13 protein-coding genes and 2 tRNA genes are annotated in these 18955 nt (G+C 69.0%); 4 read left to right on the top strand and 11 right to left on the bottom strand.

Going from position 1 to position 18955, the window contains the following annotated elements:
- Positions 1 to 117 precede the first annotated feature (117 nt).
- The gene (locus ACW5F0_RS00830; protein ID WP_456964146.1) at positions 118 to 825 is read left to right on the top strand and encodes a class I SAM-dependent methyltransferase; all 708 of its coding nucleotides are present in this window, start codon (positions 118 to 120) and stop codon (positions 823 to 825) included.
- 35 nt (positions 826 to 860) lie between these two features.
- Here the strand turns inward: ACW5F0_RS00830 and ACW5F0_RS00825 are convergent, their stop codons facing one another.
- The 11 genes from ACW5F0_RS00825 to ACW5F0_RS00775 form a co-directional block, all read right to left on the bottom strand.
- Complete coding sequence (locus ACW5F0_RS00825; protein ID WP_456964145.1) at positions 861 to 2465, bottom strand: hypothetical protein; 1605 nt, start codon at positions 2463 to 2465, stop codon at positions 861 to 863.
- 419 nt (positions 2466 to 2884) lie between these two features.
- Positions 2885 to 2961, bottom strand: a tRNA-Arg gene (locus ACW5F0_RS00820).
- Positions 2962 to 3026: 65 nt separating this feature from the next.
- Positions 3027 to 3119, bottom strand: a tRNA-Ser gene (locus ACW5F0_RS00815).
- Between the two features lie 84 nt (positions 3120 to 3203).
- Entirely contained in the window at positions 3204 to 3404 is a 201-nt protein-coding gene (gene csrA, locus ACW5F0_RS00810) for a carbon storage regulator CsrA (protein WP_456964144.1), read from the bottom strand.
- A 149-nt stretch (positions 3405 to 3553) separates the two neighbouring features.
- Complete coding sequence (gene alaS / locus ACW5F0_RS00805; protein WP_456998824.1) at positions 3554 to 6211, bottom strand: alanine--tRNA ligase; 2658 nt, start codon at positions 6209 to 6211, stop codon at positions 3554 to 3556.
- 140 nt (positions 6212 to 6351) lie between these two features.
- Positions 6352 to 6786, bottom strand: coding sequence for a regulatory protein RecX (locus ACW5F0_RS00800; RefSeq protein WP_456965235.1), 435 nt, complete (start codon positions 6784 to 6786; stop codon positions 6352 to 6354).
- Positions 6787 to 6917: 131 nt separating this feature from the next.
- The gene (gene recA / locus ACW5F0_RS00795; RefSeq protein ID WP_456964142.1) at positions 6918 to 8000 is read right to left on the bottom strand and encodes a recombinase RecA; all 1083 of its coding nucleotides are present in this window, start codon (positions 7998 to 8000) and stop codon (positions 6918 to 6920) included.
- A 224-nt stretch (positions 8001 to 8224) separates the two neighbouring features.
- The gene (gene lexA / locus ACW5F0_RS00790; RefSeq protein ID WP_456964141.1) at positions 8225 to 8902 is read right to left on the bottom strand and encodes a transcriptional repressor LexA; all 678 of its coding nucleotides are present in this window, start codon (positions 8900 to 8902) and stop codon (positions 8225 to 8227) included.
- Between the two features lie 33 nt (positions 8903 to 8935).
- Positions 8936 to 10618, bottom strand: a complete 1683-nt coding sequence (locus ACW5F0_RS00785) for an ABC1 kinase family protein (RefSeq protein ID WP_456998823.1) — start codon at positions 10616 to 10618, stop codon at positions 8936 to 8938.
- 16 nt (positions 10619 to 10634) lie between these two features.
- Entirely contained in the window at positions 10635 to 11135 is a 501-nt protein-coding gene (locus ACW5F0_RS00780; protein ID WP_456964140.1) for a CinA family protein, read from the bottom strand.
- A 116-nt stretch (positions 11136 to 11251) separates the two neighbouring features.
- Positions 11252 to 13894: a TonB-dependent receptor gene (locus tag ACW5F0_RS00775; RefSeq protein WP_456964139.1), complete on the bottom strand. Its 2643-nt coding sequence runs from the start codon at positions 13892 to 13894 to the stop codon at positions 11252 to 11254.
- 232 nt (positions 13895 to 14126) lie between these two features.
- Here ACW5F0_RS00775 and ACW5F0_RS00770 point away from each other — a divergent pair, with 232 nt between their 5' ends.
- The 3 genes from ACW5F0_RS00770 (at position 14127) to ACW5F0_RS00760 (ending at position 18917) form a co-directional block, all read left to right on the top strand.
- Positions 14127 to 15578 carry a diguanylate cyclase gene (locus ACW5F0_RS00770; RefSeq protein ID WP_456998822.1) on the top strand — a complete coding sequence of 484 codons (1452 nt, stop codon included), beginning with the start codon at positions 14127 to 14129 and terminating at the stop codon, positions 15576 to 15578.
- A gap of 67 nt (positions 15579 to 15645) precedes the next feature.
- Positions 15646 to 18216: a DNA mismatch repair protein MutS gene (mutS, locus tag ACW5F0_RS00765; protein ID WP_456998821.1), complete on the top strand. Its 2571-nt coding sequence runs from the start codon at positions 15646 to 15648 to the stop codon at positions 18214 to 18216.
- Positions 18213 to 18917 carry an MOSC domain-containing protein gene (locus ACW5F0_RS00760; RefSeq protein ID WP_456964137.1) on the top strand — a complete coding sequence of 235 codons (705 nt, stop codon included), beginning with the start codon at positions 18213 to 18215 and terminating at the stop codon, positions 18915 to 18917. Before mutS ends, ACW5F0_RS00760 begins: the two co-directional genes overlap by 4 nt.
- Positions 18918 to 18955 lie beyond the last annotated feature (38 nt).

The following is an 18955-nucleotide window of genomic DNA, read 5'->3' as shown; positions in this document are numbered from 1 at the left end:
CCTGATCGAACGCGAAGCGGCGCCGGGACCGGCCCGCCTTCATCGCTCGACGGCCGCATTTCCCCGCCGATCGCGTGCATGTAGATGGCCCCCACCCGGCCTTGGAAAGGATCACCCATGACACCCGACTACGCCTGCGGCGGATTGGCCGACGTCCCGGCGCACTTCCACCGCGACGCGCCACTGGACCCGCACCAGCGCAGGCGCCATGACGCCGTGCTGGCCCTGCTCCGCGAACTCCCGCCCGGGCGCGTGCTCGACTACGGCTTTGGCTGGGGCGACATCGCCTGGCAGGCAGCGAAAACGCACCCCGACATCCACGCTGTCGACGTCGAGTCTCGTCGCGTCGACTTCGCGCGTGGGCAATACGCCCCGATCCCATTCGACCTGTGTCGTCCCGATGGCCTCGACTTCCCCGACGCCAGCTTCGACATCGTGCTGTCGATCGTGGTGCTGCCCTTCGTGCCCGACGACGCGGCGTACATGGCCGAGATCCGTCGCGTGCTCCGGCCGGGCGGCCAGCTGATCCTGGCCACCAAGACCTCGCAGTTCCTGCCGCGCCTGTGGAAGCGCATGAGCGGACGGCGCGAACTCGACCGCCACCCTGCCCCGGGGATCCGCCATCACGACGCCGCTGACGCCGCCGCACTGCTTGAGCGCCATGGTTTCGCGATCCTGCAGCGGGGCGCCTTCTACGACCCGCCGTTCGAAGCCCGCAGGAACATCGCCGACCTGGTCAATGGCGTGTTCGAAGTGGCCGGCAGGGCGCTGGACATCGTGGACGTCGCGCCCTACCCGCTGTTCCTCGCGCAGCGCGGGGACTGAGGCGCCCACCACCATCCCGGAGCAGCAGCACGGGCTCAGCGTGCTGCCGTGGCATCCGCTTCGGACAGATCGTGGATCCAGCGGCTGAACCTTCGCCACAGCTTCACGATGGGCGGGGTGATCCTGACTGCCCCGTTGCGCACGGCGGGGTTCCTCGCAATCCGTGCGCCGGCTGCGGCACTGGCGTCAGCCCTGGCAACTCCAGCCGCATTGGCTGGCGACAGCTGCACGCTGGAACTCCGCTCCATCGGCGCGCGGACGGGAGCCGAGGCGCCGTTCAGCGGGGGCGGTATCAACGGGGCCGAGCCGTTGCGAGGCGTGAGCATCGGGGCACTGTTCGCATTCTCCAGCGCACCGATATCGATCCGGGTACCAGGCAGACGCGCCACTTCCGCACCGATGGCCATCTTGGCGCGCACGGGCGGGTCGAACAGCGGCAGGGTCAGCGGTGACGGGAAGGGGAACCCGGGAGGCGTCGCCGGCGATGCATTACCTGCAGAGACCAACGGGCTGTTGGCCGCAGGACGCAGCTGGAACTGGGCGATATTCGCCAGCAGGGGATCCGCGCCGCGGAGCGTGCTGCTCAACTCGGCCGGCACCAGGGTCGCCGACGACTGGACCCAGTTGTTCGATCCCGCAACCTTGCGGCCGCTCGACCATGGTTCCCGGCTGGTCGGCGCACAGTAAGGCGTCTCGACTTCCGACGCCTCATGCACGCGCAGGACGTTCGGTGCGGCCCCCGCGCCCGTCTGGAAGATCACGTTGTTGTGCATTTCCAGCGATTCCTGCCCCAGCTGCACCAGGACCGCATTGGCGATGCCCGGGCGGGTGAACAGGATCGTGTTGTTGACCATCCGCAGCCGGCCGGAGCTGCGGCCGTTGAGGTCGCCGCCAGTGCGGATGGCATTGCGCCAGGACGACGTATGGATGATGACGTTGCCGACCAGGTCGACATCCTCGCGGCGCAGCCCCGGTGACCATCCGGCCTGTTGCGTCTCGCAGTCCGGACCGATCAGCTCGAGCTCCTGGTAGGCCGAACCTTCGAACCAGTTGTAATAGATCAACGCGCGTTCGTGCCGGTTCTTCAGCAGGCTGCCGCCGTTGCCGCTGTGGACATGGTTGAAGCGCATCGTGAACACCGAACCGGGGTAGGCCACCTGGTCGGACTGCATGTAGATCGGGTGCCGGTGCGTGCCCGCGCCCGAATTGAAGACCTCGCTGTATTCCAGCGTGAACGAGCCCGAATTGGTGTCGGCACCAAGGATGCCGTGGGATGGGCAGTCGCGGATGATGGTGTCGCGGACGACCACGTCGTGGGCTTCGCTGAACAGGCATGAGGACGTACCGCCCCTGACGTCGAACCCTTCGAAGACGACATGGTTGGACTGCTGGAACTTGATGGTGTGGCTGCCGCCTTGCAGCACCGGGCGCGTCGCCCCAACCGACCGGTTCCAGCGGAATGTCACCGGGTTGCCCTGCGCGCCACGATCCGCGCTGCGGACCACGATGTTGCCGTTGTAGGTCGTACCGCCGTCGACCAGGACGATGTCGCCGGGCCCGAGATCCACGCTGTCGACCAAGGTGGACAACTGCGTGTATTGCCGCCCCGGTCCGACGTTGTAGGTCGCGGCAAGCGCCACGGACGGCAACACCAATCCGGCGCAAGCCAGGGCGAGGGCGGTGGATAATCGGTGCATCGTTCGGCTCCAGGAAGCGGTTGTTCTAGGCGACCCCCTGTCCCCTCTCGACACCATGGATACCTGGCCGCGATGGACCAGGGCATCGACGTGGCCCAAGCCGGCCAACTATTGCACGGCCTGACTTAACCCGAAGGCGCATGCTAGTCCCCTTGATCCACCAAGTGCAAAAATGCAGCCTTGGATCACCGGGGAACCGCGAGGGCACGCACGTCGGGAGCTGGCTCGGCGCCTGCGGGAGCCGCCGCCATCGGATGGAACCCGGTCAGAAGCCGGGCGTGGGCGTGGACCTGCCGGGCCTATGCGTCCGCAAACAAAAAAGGCCAACGGGCATTCACCCGTTGACCCATTTGCTTTACAGATGGTGCGCCCGGAAGGATTCGAACCTCCGACCCCCAAGTTCGTAGCCTGGTGCTCTATCCAGCTGAGCTACGGGCGCGTTTGCGCAGAAGCGGAATTATGCAGGGGCTGCTTTGCCCCGTCAATCCTGTTCCGCCTTGGAACTGGCGGAGAGTGAGGGATTCGAACCCTCGATAGAGCTATAAACCCTATACTCCCTTAGCAGGGGAGCCCCTTCAGCCACTCGGGCAACTCTCCGGGTGATGCGGTTACCGCGAGACTTGTGGGCCGGCGCGGTGCGTAAGAATACCGGCTCGACCCGCAGCCGGCAAACCCCGCGTGCTACTCCCCTTCGCGTTCACCGGCAGGTGCCGCCGGTTCGTTGCGCTGGATGCGCTGGTAGATCTCCTCGCGGTGGACCGAGACATCCTTCGGCGCGGTGATACCGACACGCACCTGGTTGCCCTTGACGCCGAGCACGGTCACGGTGACCGAGTCTCCGATCATGAGCGTCTCGCCAACCCGCCTGGTCAAAATCAACATTTAAGGAACTCCTGGGGCCGGGTCTTGCGCCCGGTCTCGCGTGAAAGGCCCCGGCCGGCGGCTTTTCGTGATGGTTCACACAAGTGAACCATGATAGCGATCCACTGGCCCGCGGTGTGTATGCAGAAAGTAACGGAAGCCACCCGGCTTCAGGACAGGCGTGCGGCGACCCAGGCCGGTACGGCCGCCAGCGCGGCCTCAAGCGCGGGACCGTCGTCGCCGCCACCCTGCGCCATGTCTGGTCGCCCGCCGCCCTTTCCGCCCACCTGGGAGGCGACATGGGACAGCAGTTCGCCGGCCTTGACCCGCCCCAGCGCCGAACCGCTGACGCCAGCCACCAGGGCCGCACGCCCGTCGTTGGCCCCGGCCAGCAGCACCACGGCGTCGCCGAGCTGCTGCTTGAAGCGGTCCAGGGCATCGCGCAGCGCACGGGCATCGAGGCCTTCGATGCGGGCCGCGAGCACCTTGATCCCGCCCACGTCCACCGCGCCCGAGGAGAGGTCGGCCGTGGCACTGCTGGCGGCACGGGCCTTCATGGCCTCGAGCTCGCGCTCGAGCTTCTTCTGGCGGTCCAGCAGCGCCCGCAGCTTGTCGGTGACTTCCGCCGTGGTGCCACCCAGCAGGCGCGCGGCTTCGGACAGGCGCGCTTCCTCCGCCGCGACATGATCGAGCGCGGCCCGGCCGGTCAGCGCTTCGACACGGCGCACTCCGGAAGAGACGCCGCCTTCGGACACCAGTTTGAACAGGCCGATCTCACCCGTGCGACCCACGTGGGTGCCGCCGCAGAGCTCGACCGAGTCGCCCATCTTCACCACCCGCACGCGCTCGCCGTACTTCTCGCCGAACAGCGCGATGGCACCGGCGTCGATCGCCTCCTGCATCGCCATCTCACGGGTCTCGACGCCGTGGTCGGCGCGGACTTCGTCATTGACCTGGAGTTCGATGGCGCGCAGCGCGTCGGCGGTGATCGGTTCGAAGTGGGAGAAATCGAAGCGCAGGCGGTCGGGCGCCACCAGCGAACCCTTCTGCGCCACGTGCGTGCCCAGCTGCCCGCGCAGCGCGCCGTGCAGGAGATGGGTGGCACTGTGGTTGAGCACGGTGGACGTGCGACGCCTGCCGTCGACGCTGGCGAGCACGCGGTCGCCCACCGCCAACACGCCGGCGCGCAGGTGGCCGATGTGGCCGTGGAACTGGCCGGCGAACTTGCGCGTGTCCTCGACGGTGAATGACACGTCCTTCTCGTCGAGTTCGCCCGTATCGCCCACCTGCCCGCCGGATTCGGCGTAGAACGGCGTGCGATCGAGGAACACGATGGCGTCCTCGCCCGCCTCGATGCGCTGCACCGGACGGCCTTGGCTCAGCAGCGCGATTACCTCGAGGCCACCGGCCTGCAGGCTGTCGTAACCGAGGAAGTCCGTCGGTGCCATGCGCGCGACGAGTTCGGCGGACAGCGTGGTGCCGCCGCCAAACTTGCCGGCTGCGCGCGCGGTTTCGCGCTGTTGCTCCATGGCGGCATCGAAGCCGGCGGTGTCAACGTCCATGCCGCGCTCGCGCGCCATGTCGGCGGTCAGGTCCAGCGGGAAGCCATAGGTGTCGTACAGCCGGAAGGCGTCGGCGCCGGGGATCGTGCCGGTGCTGCGCGCGGCCACGTCGTCGAAGATGCGCATGCCGCTGTCGAGGGTTTCGGCAAAGCGCTCCTCTTCCGCGAGCAGCGCGCGCTCGACCAGGGCGCGCTGTGCGCGCAGCTCCGGATAGGCATCGCCCATCAGTGCGTCCAGGGTCGGCACCAGGCGGTGGAAGAACGGCTTGCGCACGCCCAGCATCCAGCCATGGCGCAATGCGCGGCGGATGATCCGGCGCAGCACGTAGCCACGTCCCTCGTTCGAGGGCAGCACGCCGTCGACGATGAGGAAGCTGCAGGCACGGATGTGGTCGGCAATCACGCGCAGCGACTTGTTGCCGGTATCCGCGGTGCCGGTCAGCGCGGCCGCTTCGCGGATCAGCGCCTGGAACAGGTCGATCTCGTAATTGCCGTGCACGCCCTGCAGCACCGCTGCCAGGCGCTCCAGGCCCATGCCGGTGTCCACGCAGGGCGCAGGCAGCGGGTCGAGGCGACCATCGGGCTGGCGGTCGAACTGCATGAACACCAGGTTCCAGATCTCGATGAAGCGATCGCCGTCTTCGTCGGGCGAACCCGGGGGACCGCCGGGGATATGGGCGCCGTGGTCGTAGAAGATCTCGGTGCAGGGACCGCAGGGGCCGGTGTCGGCCATCTGCCAGAAGTTGTCGGAGGCGAAGGGCGCGCCCTTGTTGTCGCCGATGCGGATGATGCGGTCTTCCGGCACACCGATGACGTCACGCCAGATGGCGTGGGCCTCGTCATCGGTGTGGTAGACGGTGACCACCAGGCGCTCGGCGGGAATCTTCCACACGCCGGTCAGCAGTTCCCAGGCCCAGGCGATGGCGTCGCGCTTGAAGTAGTCGCCGAACGACCAGTTGCCCAGCATCTCGAAGAAGGTGTGGTGGCGCGCGGTGTAGCCGACCTGGTCGAGGTCGTTGTGCTTGCCGCCCGCCCGCAGGCAGCGCTGCACGTCGGCCGCGCGCACGTAGCCGGGCTTTTCGGCGCCAAGGAACACGTCCTTGAACTGGACCATCCCCGAGTTGGTGAACAGCAGGGTCGGGTCGTTGCCCGGCACAAGCGACGCCGAGGGCACGATGGTGTGGCCGCGGCTGCTGAAGAAGTCGAGGAAATCGCGGCGGATGTCGGCCGTGGTGGGCCGGGTGGAGGTCTGTTCGGGGGCTGGCATCTGGGGGCTTGCTGGAGAGTGGGAGGCGGCGATGCACCGGCATCCAGACGCCCGGGGCGGGCGATGGGTGCCGGGCGCTACGCTCGGATTCCACTAGGTTAGCAGGACGCGGCAGGCTGGAAGCACCCTGCCCCCGGCGGTCAGTCCTCGTCGATATCGAAGGCGGTGGCCGCCCGGACGGTGTCACCGCCAAAGCCGCGCCGGAACAGGAAATCCGCGGCCTTGCGGCGCAGCGCCATGTCGTCGGCCACGCCCGGACCGTAGCGCCGCCGGACCAGGTCACGGGCCACGGCCCGCCAATCGTCGTCACCGGCCTCGGCCAGTGACTCGAAAGCGGCCCGGATGGCGTCGTCGCCAAGCCCGTGTGTGGACAGCTCCGCGCGGATGCGCAGCGGGCCGTAGCCGGCCTGCGAACGCATGCGGGCAAGGCCGACGGAGAAACGACCATCGTCCTGCCAGCCGGCCTCGGCCAGGCGTTCGACCGTGGCCTCGGCCTCGTCCCCATCGACTCCGCGCGCCTCGAGCTTTCGTGCGAGCTCCTTGCGCGAATGCTCGCGCCGCACCAGCAGGCCCATCGCGCGCTGCGCAGGCGTCAGCTCCGGCCGCCGCCTGCGCTGCTTCTCAGCGCCCTGCCCGCCCGGCTCCGCGGCTCCCTCGCGGGACCCCTCGTCATGCCCGGCGCCGCCGGCACGCCGCCGCGCCATGCTCAGGCCTTGGCGTCCTTCGCGGCCTTGCCGCCCTTGGCCGGGGCTTCATCGGCCTCGGGCGCGTCCTCGGCCTTGGCCTTGGCAACCACCACCGGCGCCATCTTCGCGCGCAGTTCGGCTTCGATGCGCTGCGCCACCGCGACGTTCTCCTTGAGGTACTGGCGGGCGTTTTCCTTGCCCTGGCCGATGCGTTCCTCGCCGTAGCTGTACCAGGCGCCGGCCTTCTCGATGATCTTGGCCTCCACCGCCATGTCGATCACCTCGCCCTCGCGGCTGATGCCCTCGCCGTAGAGGATCTCGGTGATGACCTGCTTGAACGGCGGCGCCATCTTGTTCTTGACCACCTTGATGCGGGTCTGGTTGCCGATGATCTCGTCGCCCTTCTTGATCGCGCCGATGCGGCGGATGTCCAGGCGCACGGAGGCGTAGAACTTGAGCGCGTTGCCGCCGGTGGTGGTCTCCGGGCTCTGGCCCGGCATCATGATGCCGATCTTGTGGCGCAGCTGGTTGATGAAGAACACCATGCAGTTGCTGCGCTTGATGTTGCCGGTCAGCTTGCGCAGGGCCTGGCTCATGAGCCGCGCCTGCAGGCCGGGCAGCTGGTCGCCCATCTCGCCCTCGATCTCGGCGCGCGGGGTGAGCGCGGCGACCGAGTCGATCACCACCATGTCGACCGCGTTGGAGCGCACCAGCATGTCGGCGATCTCCAGCGCCTGCTCGCCGGTATCGGGCTGCGACACCAGCAGGTCGTCGACGTTGACGCCAAGTTTCTGCGCGTAGGTGGGGTCGAGCGCGTGCTCCGCGTCGATGAACGCCGCCACGCCGCCAAGTTTCTGGCACTCGGCGATCGTCTGCAGGGTGAGCGTGGTCTTGCCCGAGGACTCCGGACCGTAGATCTCGATCACGCGGCCACGCGGCAGGCCGCCGATGCCCAGCGCGATGTCGAGCTGCAGCGAGCCGGTGGGGATCACCGGCACCACTTCGGCGACGCGGTCGCCCATGCGCATCACCGAGCCTTTGCCGTACTGCTTCTCGATCTGGCCCAGGGCCGCTGCAAGCGCGCGCTTCTTGTTCTCGTCCATCGTTGTGTCCTCAGCTCGTGTATCCGGGAATGTGTGCAGTGTGTCCGTCGGGGGTCGCAGGGGCTGCGACTCCGCGGCGGGCACTTGAAACTAGTGCTGCCGGCGCGCCCACGGCAGCGGTTGACGCCGCAGGTGCCGGTGGGGAATTCCCGCGCACCGGGTTCGGCCCGCGGGCCATCCGGGGAAGGCGGCCAGGCCTGCCGCAACAGGCGAACATCCCGCCCTCACCGGTTCGGCCTCACCAGCCCGCAGTACAGGCCTTCGATGGCGAAGTCCTGCCCGGGCGCGACCTCGATCGGTGCGTAGTCGGGATTGCGCGGCAGCAGACGGATGCGGTCCTTGCCGAGCTTCAGCAGCTTGACGGTGACCTCGTCGTCGATGCGGGCGATGACGATCTGGCCCGAGCGCGCATCGGCAGTGCGGTGCACGCCGATCAGGTCGCCGTCGAAGATGCCCTCGTCGCGCATGGAGTCACCGCGCACGCGCAGCAGGTAGTCCGGCGCCGGAGAAAAGAACGCGCGGTCCATCAGCACCATCTGGTCGCTGCCGATGTCGGCACCGATGGGGACGCCGGCGGCCACCTGGCCGAGGACGGGGAGCTCGAGAATGTCGTGTGGGGGTGCCGGCGCGGCCGGGACATTCGCAGCTGCAGCTGCTCCCACAAGAGCGAATGCTCCCTGTGGCGGCTCCGGTGCCCGCAGTACTCGGATCCCTCGCGCGCGCCCCGGAACCCGCTCGATGGCGCCCGCGGCTTCCAGCGCCTCCAAGTGGTATTGCGCGGCCCGTACGCTGCTGAAACCGAAGGCGCGGGCGATTTCCGCCTGTGAAGGGGGCATGCCCTCCTCCGCGATGCGCTCGGCGATCAAGGCAAGGACGGCCTGCTGGGTGTCGGTGAGATCCATGGTTAGTAGTAATACTACTAACGGCACCGGGAATCAACGCCTGTGTGCGCCCTTCCAGATCGAGTACACGATCCACACGCCCAGGGCCGCGGCCCCGATGAAGCCAGCCACGCCCAGCGCCATCAACCAGGTATTGCGGGCGCCGCCGCCCACGCTGTTCATCACGATCGACGAACCGATGATCAGCGCCGCGGTGATCACGCCCATGGTCAGCCGGCTGGCCGCGCGATCGACCTGGTCGCCAAACGCCTGCAGCGTGGGGATTTCGATGCGCGCGCCCAATCGGCCGCCGCGTGCCGCGCGTATCAGCCGGCGCAGGTCGCGCGGCAGTTCCGCCCCGAATTCGAGCATCCCGGCCAGTCCGCGGCGCCCGCGGCGGGCCAGCGCGGACGGCGCGAACCGGCGTCGCATCACCCGCTCCAGCCACGGCCGCGCCTCGGTGGCCATGTCGAAGCCGGGATCGAGCTGGCGGCCGAACCCTTCCAGCGTCAGGAAGGCCTTGATCACCAGCGCCAGGTCCGGCGGCAGCACCAGGCCGTGGCTGCGCAGCAGGCCGGCGGCATCGGACAGCATCGTGCCCATGCGCAGGTCCTTCAGCGGCACGCCGCGGTAGCGGTCGACCACCCCCGCCGTGTCGGCCTCCAGACGCTCTTCGTCGACGTCGCCGCCGATGCTCCAGTCCAGCAGGATGTCGGCCACCGCCTCGGCGTCCTGCACCACCATGCCGTGCAGCAGGCGCGCCATCTCGATCCGCCGGCGCTCGCCCAGGTGGCCGACCATGCCGAAGTCGATCAGCGCGATGCGCCCGTCGCGGAGGAAGAAGACGTTGCCGGGATGCGGGTCGGCGTGGAACAGGCCGTCTTCGAGCACCATCTTGAGCACGATGCCGGTACCCGCGCGCGCCAGTGCGGAGCGGTCCAGCCCCGCTGCGTCGACCGCGGCCAGATCGCCGGCGGGGATGCCGTCGACGAAGTCCTGCACGTTGAGCCGCTCCGAGGTCCACTGCCAATGCACCTGCGGCACCACCACCCGGTCGTCGTCGGCGAAGTTGGCCCCGATGCGTTCGGCGCTGCGACACTCCGCCGCGAAGTCGAGTTCGCGCCGCAGCGACGTGCGGAACTGGCGCACCACCTCCACCAGGCGATAGCGGCGCAGGTCGGCCAGCTGCGACTCCACCACTTCCGCCAGCCGCGCCATCAGCCGCAGGTCGGCTTCGACCACGTCGACGATCCCGGGTCGCCGTACCTTCAGGATGACCGGCGTGCCGTCATGCAGCCAGGCGCGGTGGGCCTGCGCCAGCGACGCCGCCGCCACCGGCACCGTCACCACCCGGGCGAAGGCGATTTCCGGGTCGACGCCGAGATCCTCCACCAGCTGCGGCCGCACGTCCTCCCACGGCAGCGCGGGCACGGCGTTCTGAAGCAGGCTCAGCTCGGCGATCCACTCGGGTGGCAACAGGTCCACGCGTGTGGCCAGGACTTGGCCGAGCTTGACGAAGGTCGGTCCGAGCTCCTGCAGCGCGCGGCGCAGGCGCTGCGGCGGCTTCAGCTCACGCCGCTCCACGGCCTGCTCCCAATGCAGCAGCCGGCCGGCGCGCTCCAGCACGCCCGCCATGCCGCTGCGGCGCACCAGGTCGCCGAAGCCGTGGCGCACGAACACGCTGGCGATTTCCTGGAGCCGGCCGAGATCCCTGACGCTGGCCAGGGCGTCGAGCATGCTCATCGCGTGTCGCTCACAGCAGCTGTTCCAGGCCGCGCAGCGCTTCCACCACCGTCTGCCGGCGTACCGCATCGCGGTCACCGCCGAACGCGAATGCCTGCGCCCGCGGATAGCCGCCGCGCCGCTTCCACGCGATCCACACCGTGCCCACCGGCTTGTCCTCGGTACCGCCACCGGGACCGGCGATGCCGGTCACCGCCACCGCCAACGTGGCGCCGGAGTGCACCAGCGCGCCGGACACCATCTCGATCACCGTTTCCCGGCTGACGGCGCCGTGCTCCTCCAGGGTCTGCGGGCGCACGCCAAGCAGCGCCTGCTTGGCCTCGTAGCTGTAGACCGCCATGCCGCAGTCGAACCATTCCGACGACCCCGCGATGTCAGTGACGACCTTCGCGATCCAGCCGCCGGTGCAGCTCTCGGCCGTGACCAGCATGTGGTGGCTCTCGCGCAGCTGCGCGCCGGCAAGGACAGCGAGCTCGTGCAGCTCGTCATCGGAGGGAATCGGTGTGGGCATCGGGAGCGGCTGGGGGGAAAGCCGCCGTTGTACCGCAATCGCTCCGGCCTGTCGCGCCGGCACGCACTGAAAAGCCCGCGCATCCGGGGATGCGCGGGCTTCGGGTGCCGCGTGGATCAGTAGCGTACGCGCAGGGTCACGCCGTACATGCGGGGCGCGGCGGGGAACGCGTTGTAGGTGTTGAACGGATTACCCGGATCGGGGAACAGGGCCTGCAGCGGACCGTCGAAACCGACTTGCACGTAGTCGGTGTCGGTGAGGTTGGTGCTCCAGAACTCCACCATCCAGCGATTGTCGGCGCGACCGATGCCGAAGCGCGCGTTGACCACCGTGTACGAGTCCTGGTGCTTCTCCACGTCCAGGTCGGAACCGGTGTTGTAGTCGCCCATGTACTTGGCGCCGATATTGAAGCGGCCAACCAGGTTGCTGGAGAAGTCCCACTCGTAGGTCGCCGACAGCGAACCCGACCATTCCGGCGCGAACGGCATCGTGGCACCGGTCAGCTTGTACAGGGCCCCGGAGGTGCTCGCCGGCGTGCGCTCCTCGAAGTCCGGACCGGGGATGTTGTCCCCGAATTCGGTCTTCGCGTACATCAGGCCGCCCTGCAGCATCAGTCCCGGCACCGCGGTCGGCTGCCAGAGGATCTCGGCGTCCAGGCCCGTCGAGGTGACTTCCGGGATCGAGCGCACCACGAAGCTGGTCCCCAGGAAGCTGTTGAGCTGGAAATCCTCGTACTCCTGGTGGAACAGCGTGGCGTTCAGCAGCAGCGTGCCGCCGGCCCATGTGGTCTTGGCGCCGAGCTCGAAGCTGTCGACGAACTCACCGCCGAACGAGGTGTCGTTGACCGGAATGATACCGGCGCCGCTTTCGGAGAGGCCGTCAGAGGACTGCACGCGGTCGAGGTTGAAGCCGCCGCCCTTGTGGCCACGCGCGAACGAGCCGTAGGTCATCACGTTCTCGTTCCAGCGATACGCGGCCTTCAGCGTGCCCGACCACTCCTTCTCGTCGCTTTCCTGCAGCGTCGAACGCCCGTTGTGCAGCGCGTTGGCCCACGGCAGGCAGGAGTACCCGATGATCTGGGAGGCCGCGCCGCCGATGATCTGCGCCTGCAGCTCCGGCGGCAGCAGCGCCAGCCCCGGGATGCGCTGGTAGAGCGCGCCGCCGACGCGCGCCGCCGGATTGGCCAGCATCGAACCGCAGCCGATACTGCCGTTGGGGTTGCTGTAGTCGGAACTCAGCTCCTTCTTTTCACGCGTGTAGCGAAGCCCGAGGGTGAGATCGAGCGCGTCGGTCGCGTGCCAGGTGTTGTTCGTGAACAGCGCCAGGCTCTCCGCGTTCTGCTCGTAGCGGTCATTCGCGCCCAGCCCGGCGAAGTTCGTGCCGAAGGGCTGGCCGCTGACCTGCGACAGGAACAGCGCGGGATTCGTCATGTCGACCGGGATGCCCAGCGGCCCGAGCTGCTGTGCCAGCGCGCCAAGCACCAGGGTGCTGATCAGCGAGGACACGTAGGGCTCGTAGTGGGGGCCGAGGCGGTAGGTCTCGGTGCGGTCGAGGTCCTCGTCCGAGTAGAACAGGCCGAACATCCAGTCGACGCTGTCGGTCGACCCGGTCAGGCGGAACTCCTGGCTGAAGGTCTTGAAGCCGGTGAACGACTCGTCCTCGTTGGGGTTGCGGTAGAGGATGTCGGCCGTGCTGAAGTCGTAATCGAGGCCGTTGACGCTCTCCCACTCGCGCGAGGCGGTGATCGAGGTCAGGGTCGCGCCACCGAACCAGCCCGGATCCCAGTTGACCTCGGCACTCACGCCGCTGTCCTTGATCTTCTGCGTCGTGGGGCGATTGCTGTAGGCGACCCGGTCGAACGGATCGTCGCCAGGCGCGGCGACCGCCTGGTGGCCAGCCACGGCGTTGAGCACCAGGGCGCTCTGGCCGACCACCGTCTGCACCGCGGTACAGCAGTTCTCGTCGCGGCTGGTGAAGTCACCGGAGAACAGGATGTCGAGGTTCTCCGTCGGCTCGAACAGCAGCTTGCCGCGCAAGGTGTGGAAGTCCTGGTCGTAGTCCTGGTCTTCGGTGCGCGGGCCGTTGCCGGTCTCCACGTCCATCCAGCCGTCACGCTTGCGCTTGGCTGCGTAGACGCTGAAGGCGGCCGTTTCACTGAGCGCGTCGTTGTAGCTGCCGGCGATGCCGAGCGCGCCGTAGTTGCCCGCGGAGATCTCTCCTTCGGCACTCTGGGTGTAGCTCGGCCGGCGGGTCACGATGTTGATCACGCCTGCGGAGGTGTTCTTGCCGAACACCGTGCCCTGGGGGCCCTTCAGCACCTCGATGCGCTCCAGCTGGCCGAGGTCGCCGAAGCCCACGCTGTTGCGCGGACGGTAGACACCGTCGATCACCACGCCCACCGACGACTCGAGGCCGACGTTGTCGCCCACGGTGCCGATGCCGCGGATGCGCGCGGTGGTGATGGCTTCGTTCTGGGTGCTGGTCACGGTCAGGCCGGGCACCAGGATCTGCATGTCCTTGATGTCGCGGACGCCGGTGTCCTGGAGCAGCTGCTCGTCGAGCACGGTGACCGAGACCGGCACGTCCTGCAGCGCTTCTTCGCGCTTCTGGGCCGTGACCGTGATCCCGGCGAGCGTGGTCGGGCGTTCTTCGGCGGCTGGAGCGTCCTGGGCATGCGCCGTCGACACCAAGGCGGGGCTTGCGAGGATGGCAAGGAGTGCGGTTGCGAGCGCGTGGCGTTGCAGATGGCCTGAGACCATGGGTGTCCCCCTACTGATGTTGATTGCGCAGTCGTCGATATCGGCACGGACGCCGCCATGGAACACCATGGCGGCACGCACCGGGCCTGCGTGGGGGGACTGGCCCGGGCGGCGATTCCGCTGCCTTGAGGCGACGCTAGCACAATTCCGGACGCATGCGTATGTGCGCCGCTGGAGCCCCCTTCCGGGGCACGTTCAGCATTCGCATCGACCGGCGTAAGACAATAGCGGGATGACCTCATCCCCAACCACGGGTAGCGCCCTCCCGGGCCCCACCGCCCCACTTGACCCCCGCCTGAGCGCCGACTGGGTCCGCCGCCTCGAGGCCGTGACCGAGGACGTGCGCACCCTACTGGTCGCCGTGGCCGCCGACACGGGCCCCATCCTGGCAGACCACTTCTACGGACACATGCTTGAAGACGCGCGGGCATCGCGCTTCCTCAGTCCCGGCCAGGTCGCCGAACGCCTCAAGCCTTCGCTCCAGCGCTGGCTGCGCGAGCTGCTCGCCGCACGATCCACCGACGTCGCCACCCTCCAGGCCACGCAGGAACACGTGGGCCACGTGCATGCGCGCATCGACATCCCGGTCGACCTGGTGAGCCGTGGCGCACGCATGCTCAAGGACGATCTCCGCGCCAGAATCCGCGCCCGCGCCGCCAGCGATGCCCAGGCACTGGAGGCCGTCATCTGCGCCGACAGCCTGATCGACATCGCGCTGGAAACCATGACCCGGGCCTACGTCCGCTCCCGCGACGCCGCAGGCGCGCTGGACGGATCCTTCCGGCTGTTCTCGCTGATCCAGAACATCGGTGCCGAGCGCGAACGCCAGCGTGCGCTGCTGCTGGCCTGGGAAAACGCGCTGATCTACGCGCTGACCGACGAGAACCCCGGCCCGGCGCGGACGTTGCTGGTCTCGCGATCGGAATTTGGACTGTGGTTCCTGCACAAGGGCATGGCCAGCTTCGGTGATGGCGCCGAGACCCGCGAAGTGAACCTGCTCGCCGAACGCATCGACACCGCCCTGCGCGAGCGCCTGCCGCAGGCCGCCAGCGCCGCCGAGCGCCGCGCACTGCTCGACGACCTGCGCGCGGCCGCGGATTCGATCCGCAACCTGATCTCGATGATGTTCGACGGCATCGGCGACCTGGAGTCCGGTCGGGACACCCTGACCCGCCTGCTCAATCGCCGCTTCCTGCCCACGATCCTGCGCCGCGAAATCGCGCTGCAGGCCAATACCGGCCGCCAGTTCGCGCTGCTGATGATCGACCTGGACCACTTCAAGGCGATCAACGACAGCCACGGCCACGAGGCCGGCGACCGCGCCCTGCAGCACGTCGCTGCGCTGCTGGTCGAAAACACCCGTGGCAGCGACTACCTGTTCCGCTACGGCGGCGAGGAGTTCGTGGTGGTGCTCGGCTCGGTGGGCGAAGCCGAGGCGATCACCATCGCCGACGGCCTGCGCAAGGCGATCTCGGGTTCACCCGTGTCCCTGTCGGATGGCCGCAAGCTGCCGCTCAGCGCCAGCATCGGCGTCGCCCTGCAGGACGGCCATCCCGACTACGAGCGTGTGCTGGTCCGTGCGGACGCGGCCATGTACCAGGCCAAGCGCGGCGGTCGCGACCGTGTCAGCGTGGCCGGCGAAGCCACGCCGGAGACGCCGGGCGCCCGCGCACTGCAGCGCTGAACGCGCTGCCTGCCCGGCTACAATCCCGGGTCGGGCGCGTCCGTTGCGCGCCCCGCCCGCCGGACAGATGACGCTGGACAAGACGCCCGAACACACCCCTCTGATGAAGCAGTACTTCGCCGCCAAGGCGGAGCACCCCGACGTGCTGCTGTTCTTCCGCATGGGCGACTTCTACGAGCTGTTCCATGACGACGCGCGACGCGCGGCGAAGCTGCTCGACATCACCCTGACCCAGCGCGGCGCCTCGGGCGGGGCGCCGATCCCGATGGCGGGCGTGCCGCACCACGCGGCGGAGGGCTATCTGGCGCGGCTGGTGGCCCTGGGCGAGTCGGTGGCGATCTGCGAGCAGGTCGGCGACCCGGCCACGAGCAAGGGCCTGGTTGAGCGCAAAGTGGTGCGCATCGTCACCCCCGGCACGGTCACCGACGAGGCGCTGCTGAGTGAGCGCCGCGACACCCTGCTGCTGGCCGTCAGCCGCGGAAAGTCCGGCTACGGCCTCGCCTGGGCCGACCTGGCCGGAGGCCGGTTCCTGGCCAACGAAGTCACCAGCGACGATGCCCTGGAAGCCGAGCTGGCGCGCCTGGATCCCGCGGAGCTGCTGCTGCCCGACGAGGAAGGCTGGCCGGTGTTCGCGACCACACGCGGTGGCCTGCGCCGGCGCGCGCCCTGGCTGTTCGACGCCGACAGCGGCCGCCGCCAGCTGCTGCGCTTCTTCGGCCTGCACGACCTCACCGCCTTCGGCATCGACGACCGCCCGCTGGCCATCGCCGCGGCCGGCGCGCTCCTGGGCTACGTCGAGGAGACGCAGAAGCAGCGCCTGCCGCATCTGACCTCGATCGCCGTGGAGGCGAGCGACGGCGCCATCGCCATGAACGCCGCCACGCGACGCCACCTCGAGCTCGATACGCGCGTGGACGGTGAGCAGAAGCACACACTGCTTGGCGTGCTCGACAGCACCGTGACGCCGATGGGCGGGCGCCTGCTGCGCCGCTGGCTGCACCGCCCGTTGCGCGATCGCACCGTGGTGGCCCAGCGCCACCATGCCGTGGGCGCGCTGATCGACGATCGCGTCGAGCGCGACCTGCGCGAGCAGTTCCGTGCGCTGGGCGACGTCGAGCGCATCCTCTCGCGGATCGCGCTGCGTTCGGCGCGGCCGCGCGACCTGTCCACCCTGCGCGACGCGCTGGGCCTGCTGCCGGCGCTGCGCCGGCTGCTGGCGCCAGTGGATTCACCGCGGCTGCAGGCGCTGGTTGCCGGTCTGGGCGAACACGAGGCCCAGGCCCGGCTGCTCGCCGATGCGCTCGTCGAGCAGCCGCCAGTGCTGGCCCGCGATGGCGGCGTGTTCGCCGACGACTACGACGCCGAGCTAGCCGAGCTGCGCACGCTCTCCACCCACGCCGACCAGTTCCTCGTCGACCTCGAGGCGCGCGAGCGCGAAGCCAGCGGCATCGCCACGCTCAAGGTCGGCTACAACCGCGTGCATGGCTACTACCTGGAGATCAGCAAGGCGCACGTGGCGAAGGCGCCGACGCACTACACGCGCCGCCAGACGCTGACCAACGCCGAGCGCTACATCACCGAGGAGTTGAAGGGCTTCGAGGACAAGGTGCTGTCCGCCCGCGAACGCGCACTCGCCCGCGAACGCCTGCTCTACGAACAGCTGCTGGACGAGCTCAACCTGCACCTGGAATCACTCAGGCGCTGCGCCGGTGCGCTGGCCGAACTCGACGTTTTCGCCGGCCTGGCCGAGCGCGCGCAGGCGTTGGACTGGTCGCGCCCGGAACTGGTCGACGCGCCCTGCCTCGAGATCGAACGCGGCCGCCACCCGGTGGTCGAAGCGGTGCGCGACGAGCCCTTCGAGCCCAACGACCTGATGCTCGACGACGACCGCCGCATGCTGGTGATCACAGGCCCGAACATGGGCGGCAAGAGCACCTACATGCGCCAGAACGCGCTGATCGTGCTGCTCGCCCACATCGGCAGCTTCGTGCCGGCGTCGCGCGCGCGCATGGGCCCGATCGACCGCATCCTCACCCGGATCGGCGCCGGCGACGACCTCGCCCGCGGGCAGTCCACCTTCATGGTCGAGATGAGCGAGACCAGCCACATCCTGCATCACGCCACGGCGCAGTCGCTGGTACTGATGGACGAGATCGGCCGCGGCACGTCGACCTACGACGGCCTGGCCCTGGCCGAGGCCTGCGCCCGCCACCTCGCTGCGCACAACCGCTGCTACACGTTGTTCGCCACGCATTATTTCGAACTCACCGCGCTGGCGACGCCGGGCAGCGGCATCGCCAACGTGCACCTCGACGCGGTGGAGCACGGCGACGCGCTGGTGTTCATGCACGCGGTGAAGGACGGCCCCGCCAACCGCAGCTTCGGCCTGCAGGTGGCGGCCCTGGCCGGTTTGCCGAAACCCGTGCTCGGCCAGGCCCGCGCACGCCTCGCGGAGCTCGAGCAGCAGGGACCCGCGGCGTCGCCGCCGATGTCGGCGGAGATGCTGGATGCGCCGCAGCAGTTCGGCCTGTTCGCGCCGTCGTCCGCGGCGCTGGAGGCACTGGCCGGCATCGATCCAGACGAACTCACGCCGAAGCAGGCACTGGAAGCGCTGTACCGCCTGAAAGCACTGTCATGAGCGACCCCGGCGCCAGCGTTCGCGTGGACGCCCTGCTGACGGGCGTCGCCGTGCCCTACACGCGCCCCGGCAGCCGCAGCGGCATCGCCAAGACACCGCGCAGCGGGGCTGTGCGCATCGGCGAACTCGGCCTCGATGGCGACGAACAGGGCGACCTGCGCGTGCACGGCGGCATCGACAAGGCGGTGCACCACTATCCCTTCGAACACTACGCCGCCTGGCGCGCCGAACTGGGTGACCTGCCCCTGCTCGCCACGTCCGGCGCCTTCGGCGAGAACATCAGCAGCCGTGGTCTCGATGAGGGCACCGTCTGCATCGGTGACCGCTACGCGCTGGGCACCGCGATGCTGGAAGTCAGCCAGGGCCGGCAACCGTGCTGGAAGCTCAACGATCGCTTCGGCGTGCCGGACATGGCGCGTCGCGTCCAAGACACCGGACGCACCGGCTGGTACTACCGCGTGCTGCAAACGGGCCACGCGCAGGCCGGGGATGTGCTGACGCTGGTCGAACGGCCCTGGGCCGGCTGGCCGCTGCGACGACTCACGCATCTCCTTGCCGGGCGCGTGCTGGATCCTGCGCAGCTGGGCGAGGCACTCGACCTGCCGCTGGTGCCGTCGTGGCGGAAGCTGCTCGAACACCGCCTCGCTTCCCGCCAGGTCGAGGACTGGGGGCGACGCATCGACGGCCCGCCGCAGGACTGAGCCGCGCCACGCCGCCTCGCGCCGGCGCTACTATCAGG

The organism is Luteimonas sp. A534 (assembly GCF_054072805.1).
Note: the sequence above shows the minus strand (reverse complement) of the source record. Positions and strands in the feature narration are given on the sequence as shown.

Excerpts from the sequence above, each read along its gene's own strand:
- lexA (WP_456964141.1), bottom strand. The coding sequence starts at position 8,902 with ATGGATCTCACCGACACCCAGCAGGCCGTCCTTGCCTTGATCGCCGAG.
- recA (WP_456964142.1), bottom strand. The coding sequence starts at position 8,000 with ATGGACGAGAACAAGAAGCGCGCGCTTGCAGCGGCCCTGGGCCAGATC.
- ACW5F0_RS00785 (WP_456998823.1), bottom strand. The coding sequence starts at position 10,618 with ATGCTCGACGCCCTGGCCAGCGTCAGGGATCTCGGCCGGCTCCAGGAA.
- ACW5F0_RS00780 (WP_456964140.1), bottom strand. The coding sequence starts at position 11,135 with ATGCCCACACCGATTCCCTCCGATGACGAGCTGCACGAGCTCGCTGTC.
- mutS (WP_456998821.1), top strand. The coding sequence starts at position 15,646 with ATGACGCTGGACAAGACGCCCGAACACACCCCTCTGATGAAGCAGTAC.
- ACW5F0_RS00770 (WP_456998822.1), top strand. The coding sequence starts at position 14,127 with ATGACCTCATCCCCAACCACGGGTAGCGCCCTCCCGGGCCCCACCGCC.
- csrA (WP_456964144.1), bottom strand. The coding sequence starts at position 3,404 with ATGTTGATTTTGACCAGGCGGGTTGGCGAGACGCTCATGATCGGAGAC.
- ACW5F0_RS00760 (WP_456964137.1), top strand. The coding sequence starts at position 18,213 with ATGAGCGACCCCGGCGCCAGCGTTCGCGTGGACGCCCTGCTGACGGGC.
- ACW5F0_RS00830 (WP_456964146.1), top strand. The coding sequence starts at position 118 with ATGACACCCGACTACGCCTGCGGCGGATTGGCCGACGTCCCGGCGCAC.
- ACW5F0_RS00775 (WP_456964139.1), bottom strand. The coding sequence starts at position 13,894 with ATGGTCTCAGGCCATCTGCAACGCCACGCGCTCGCAACCGCACTCCTT.
- ACW5F0_RS00800 (WP_456965235.1), bottom strand. The coding sequence starts at position 6,786 with ATGGGCCTGCTGGTGCGGCGCGAGCATTCGCGCAAGGAGCTCGCACGA.
- alaS (WP_456998824.1), bottom strand. The coding sequence starts at position 6,211 with ATGCCAGCCCCCGAACAGACCTCCACCCGGCCCACCACGGCCGACATC.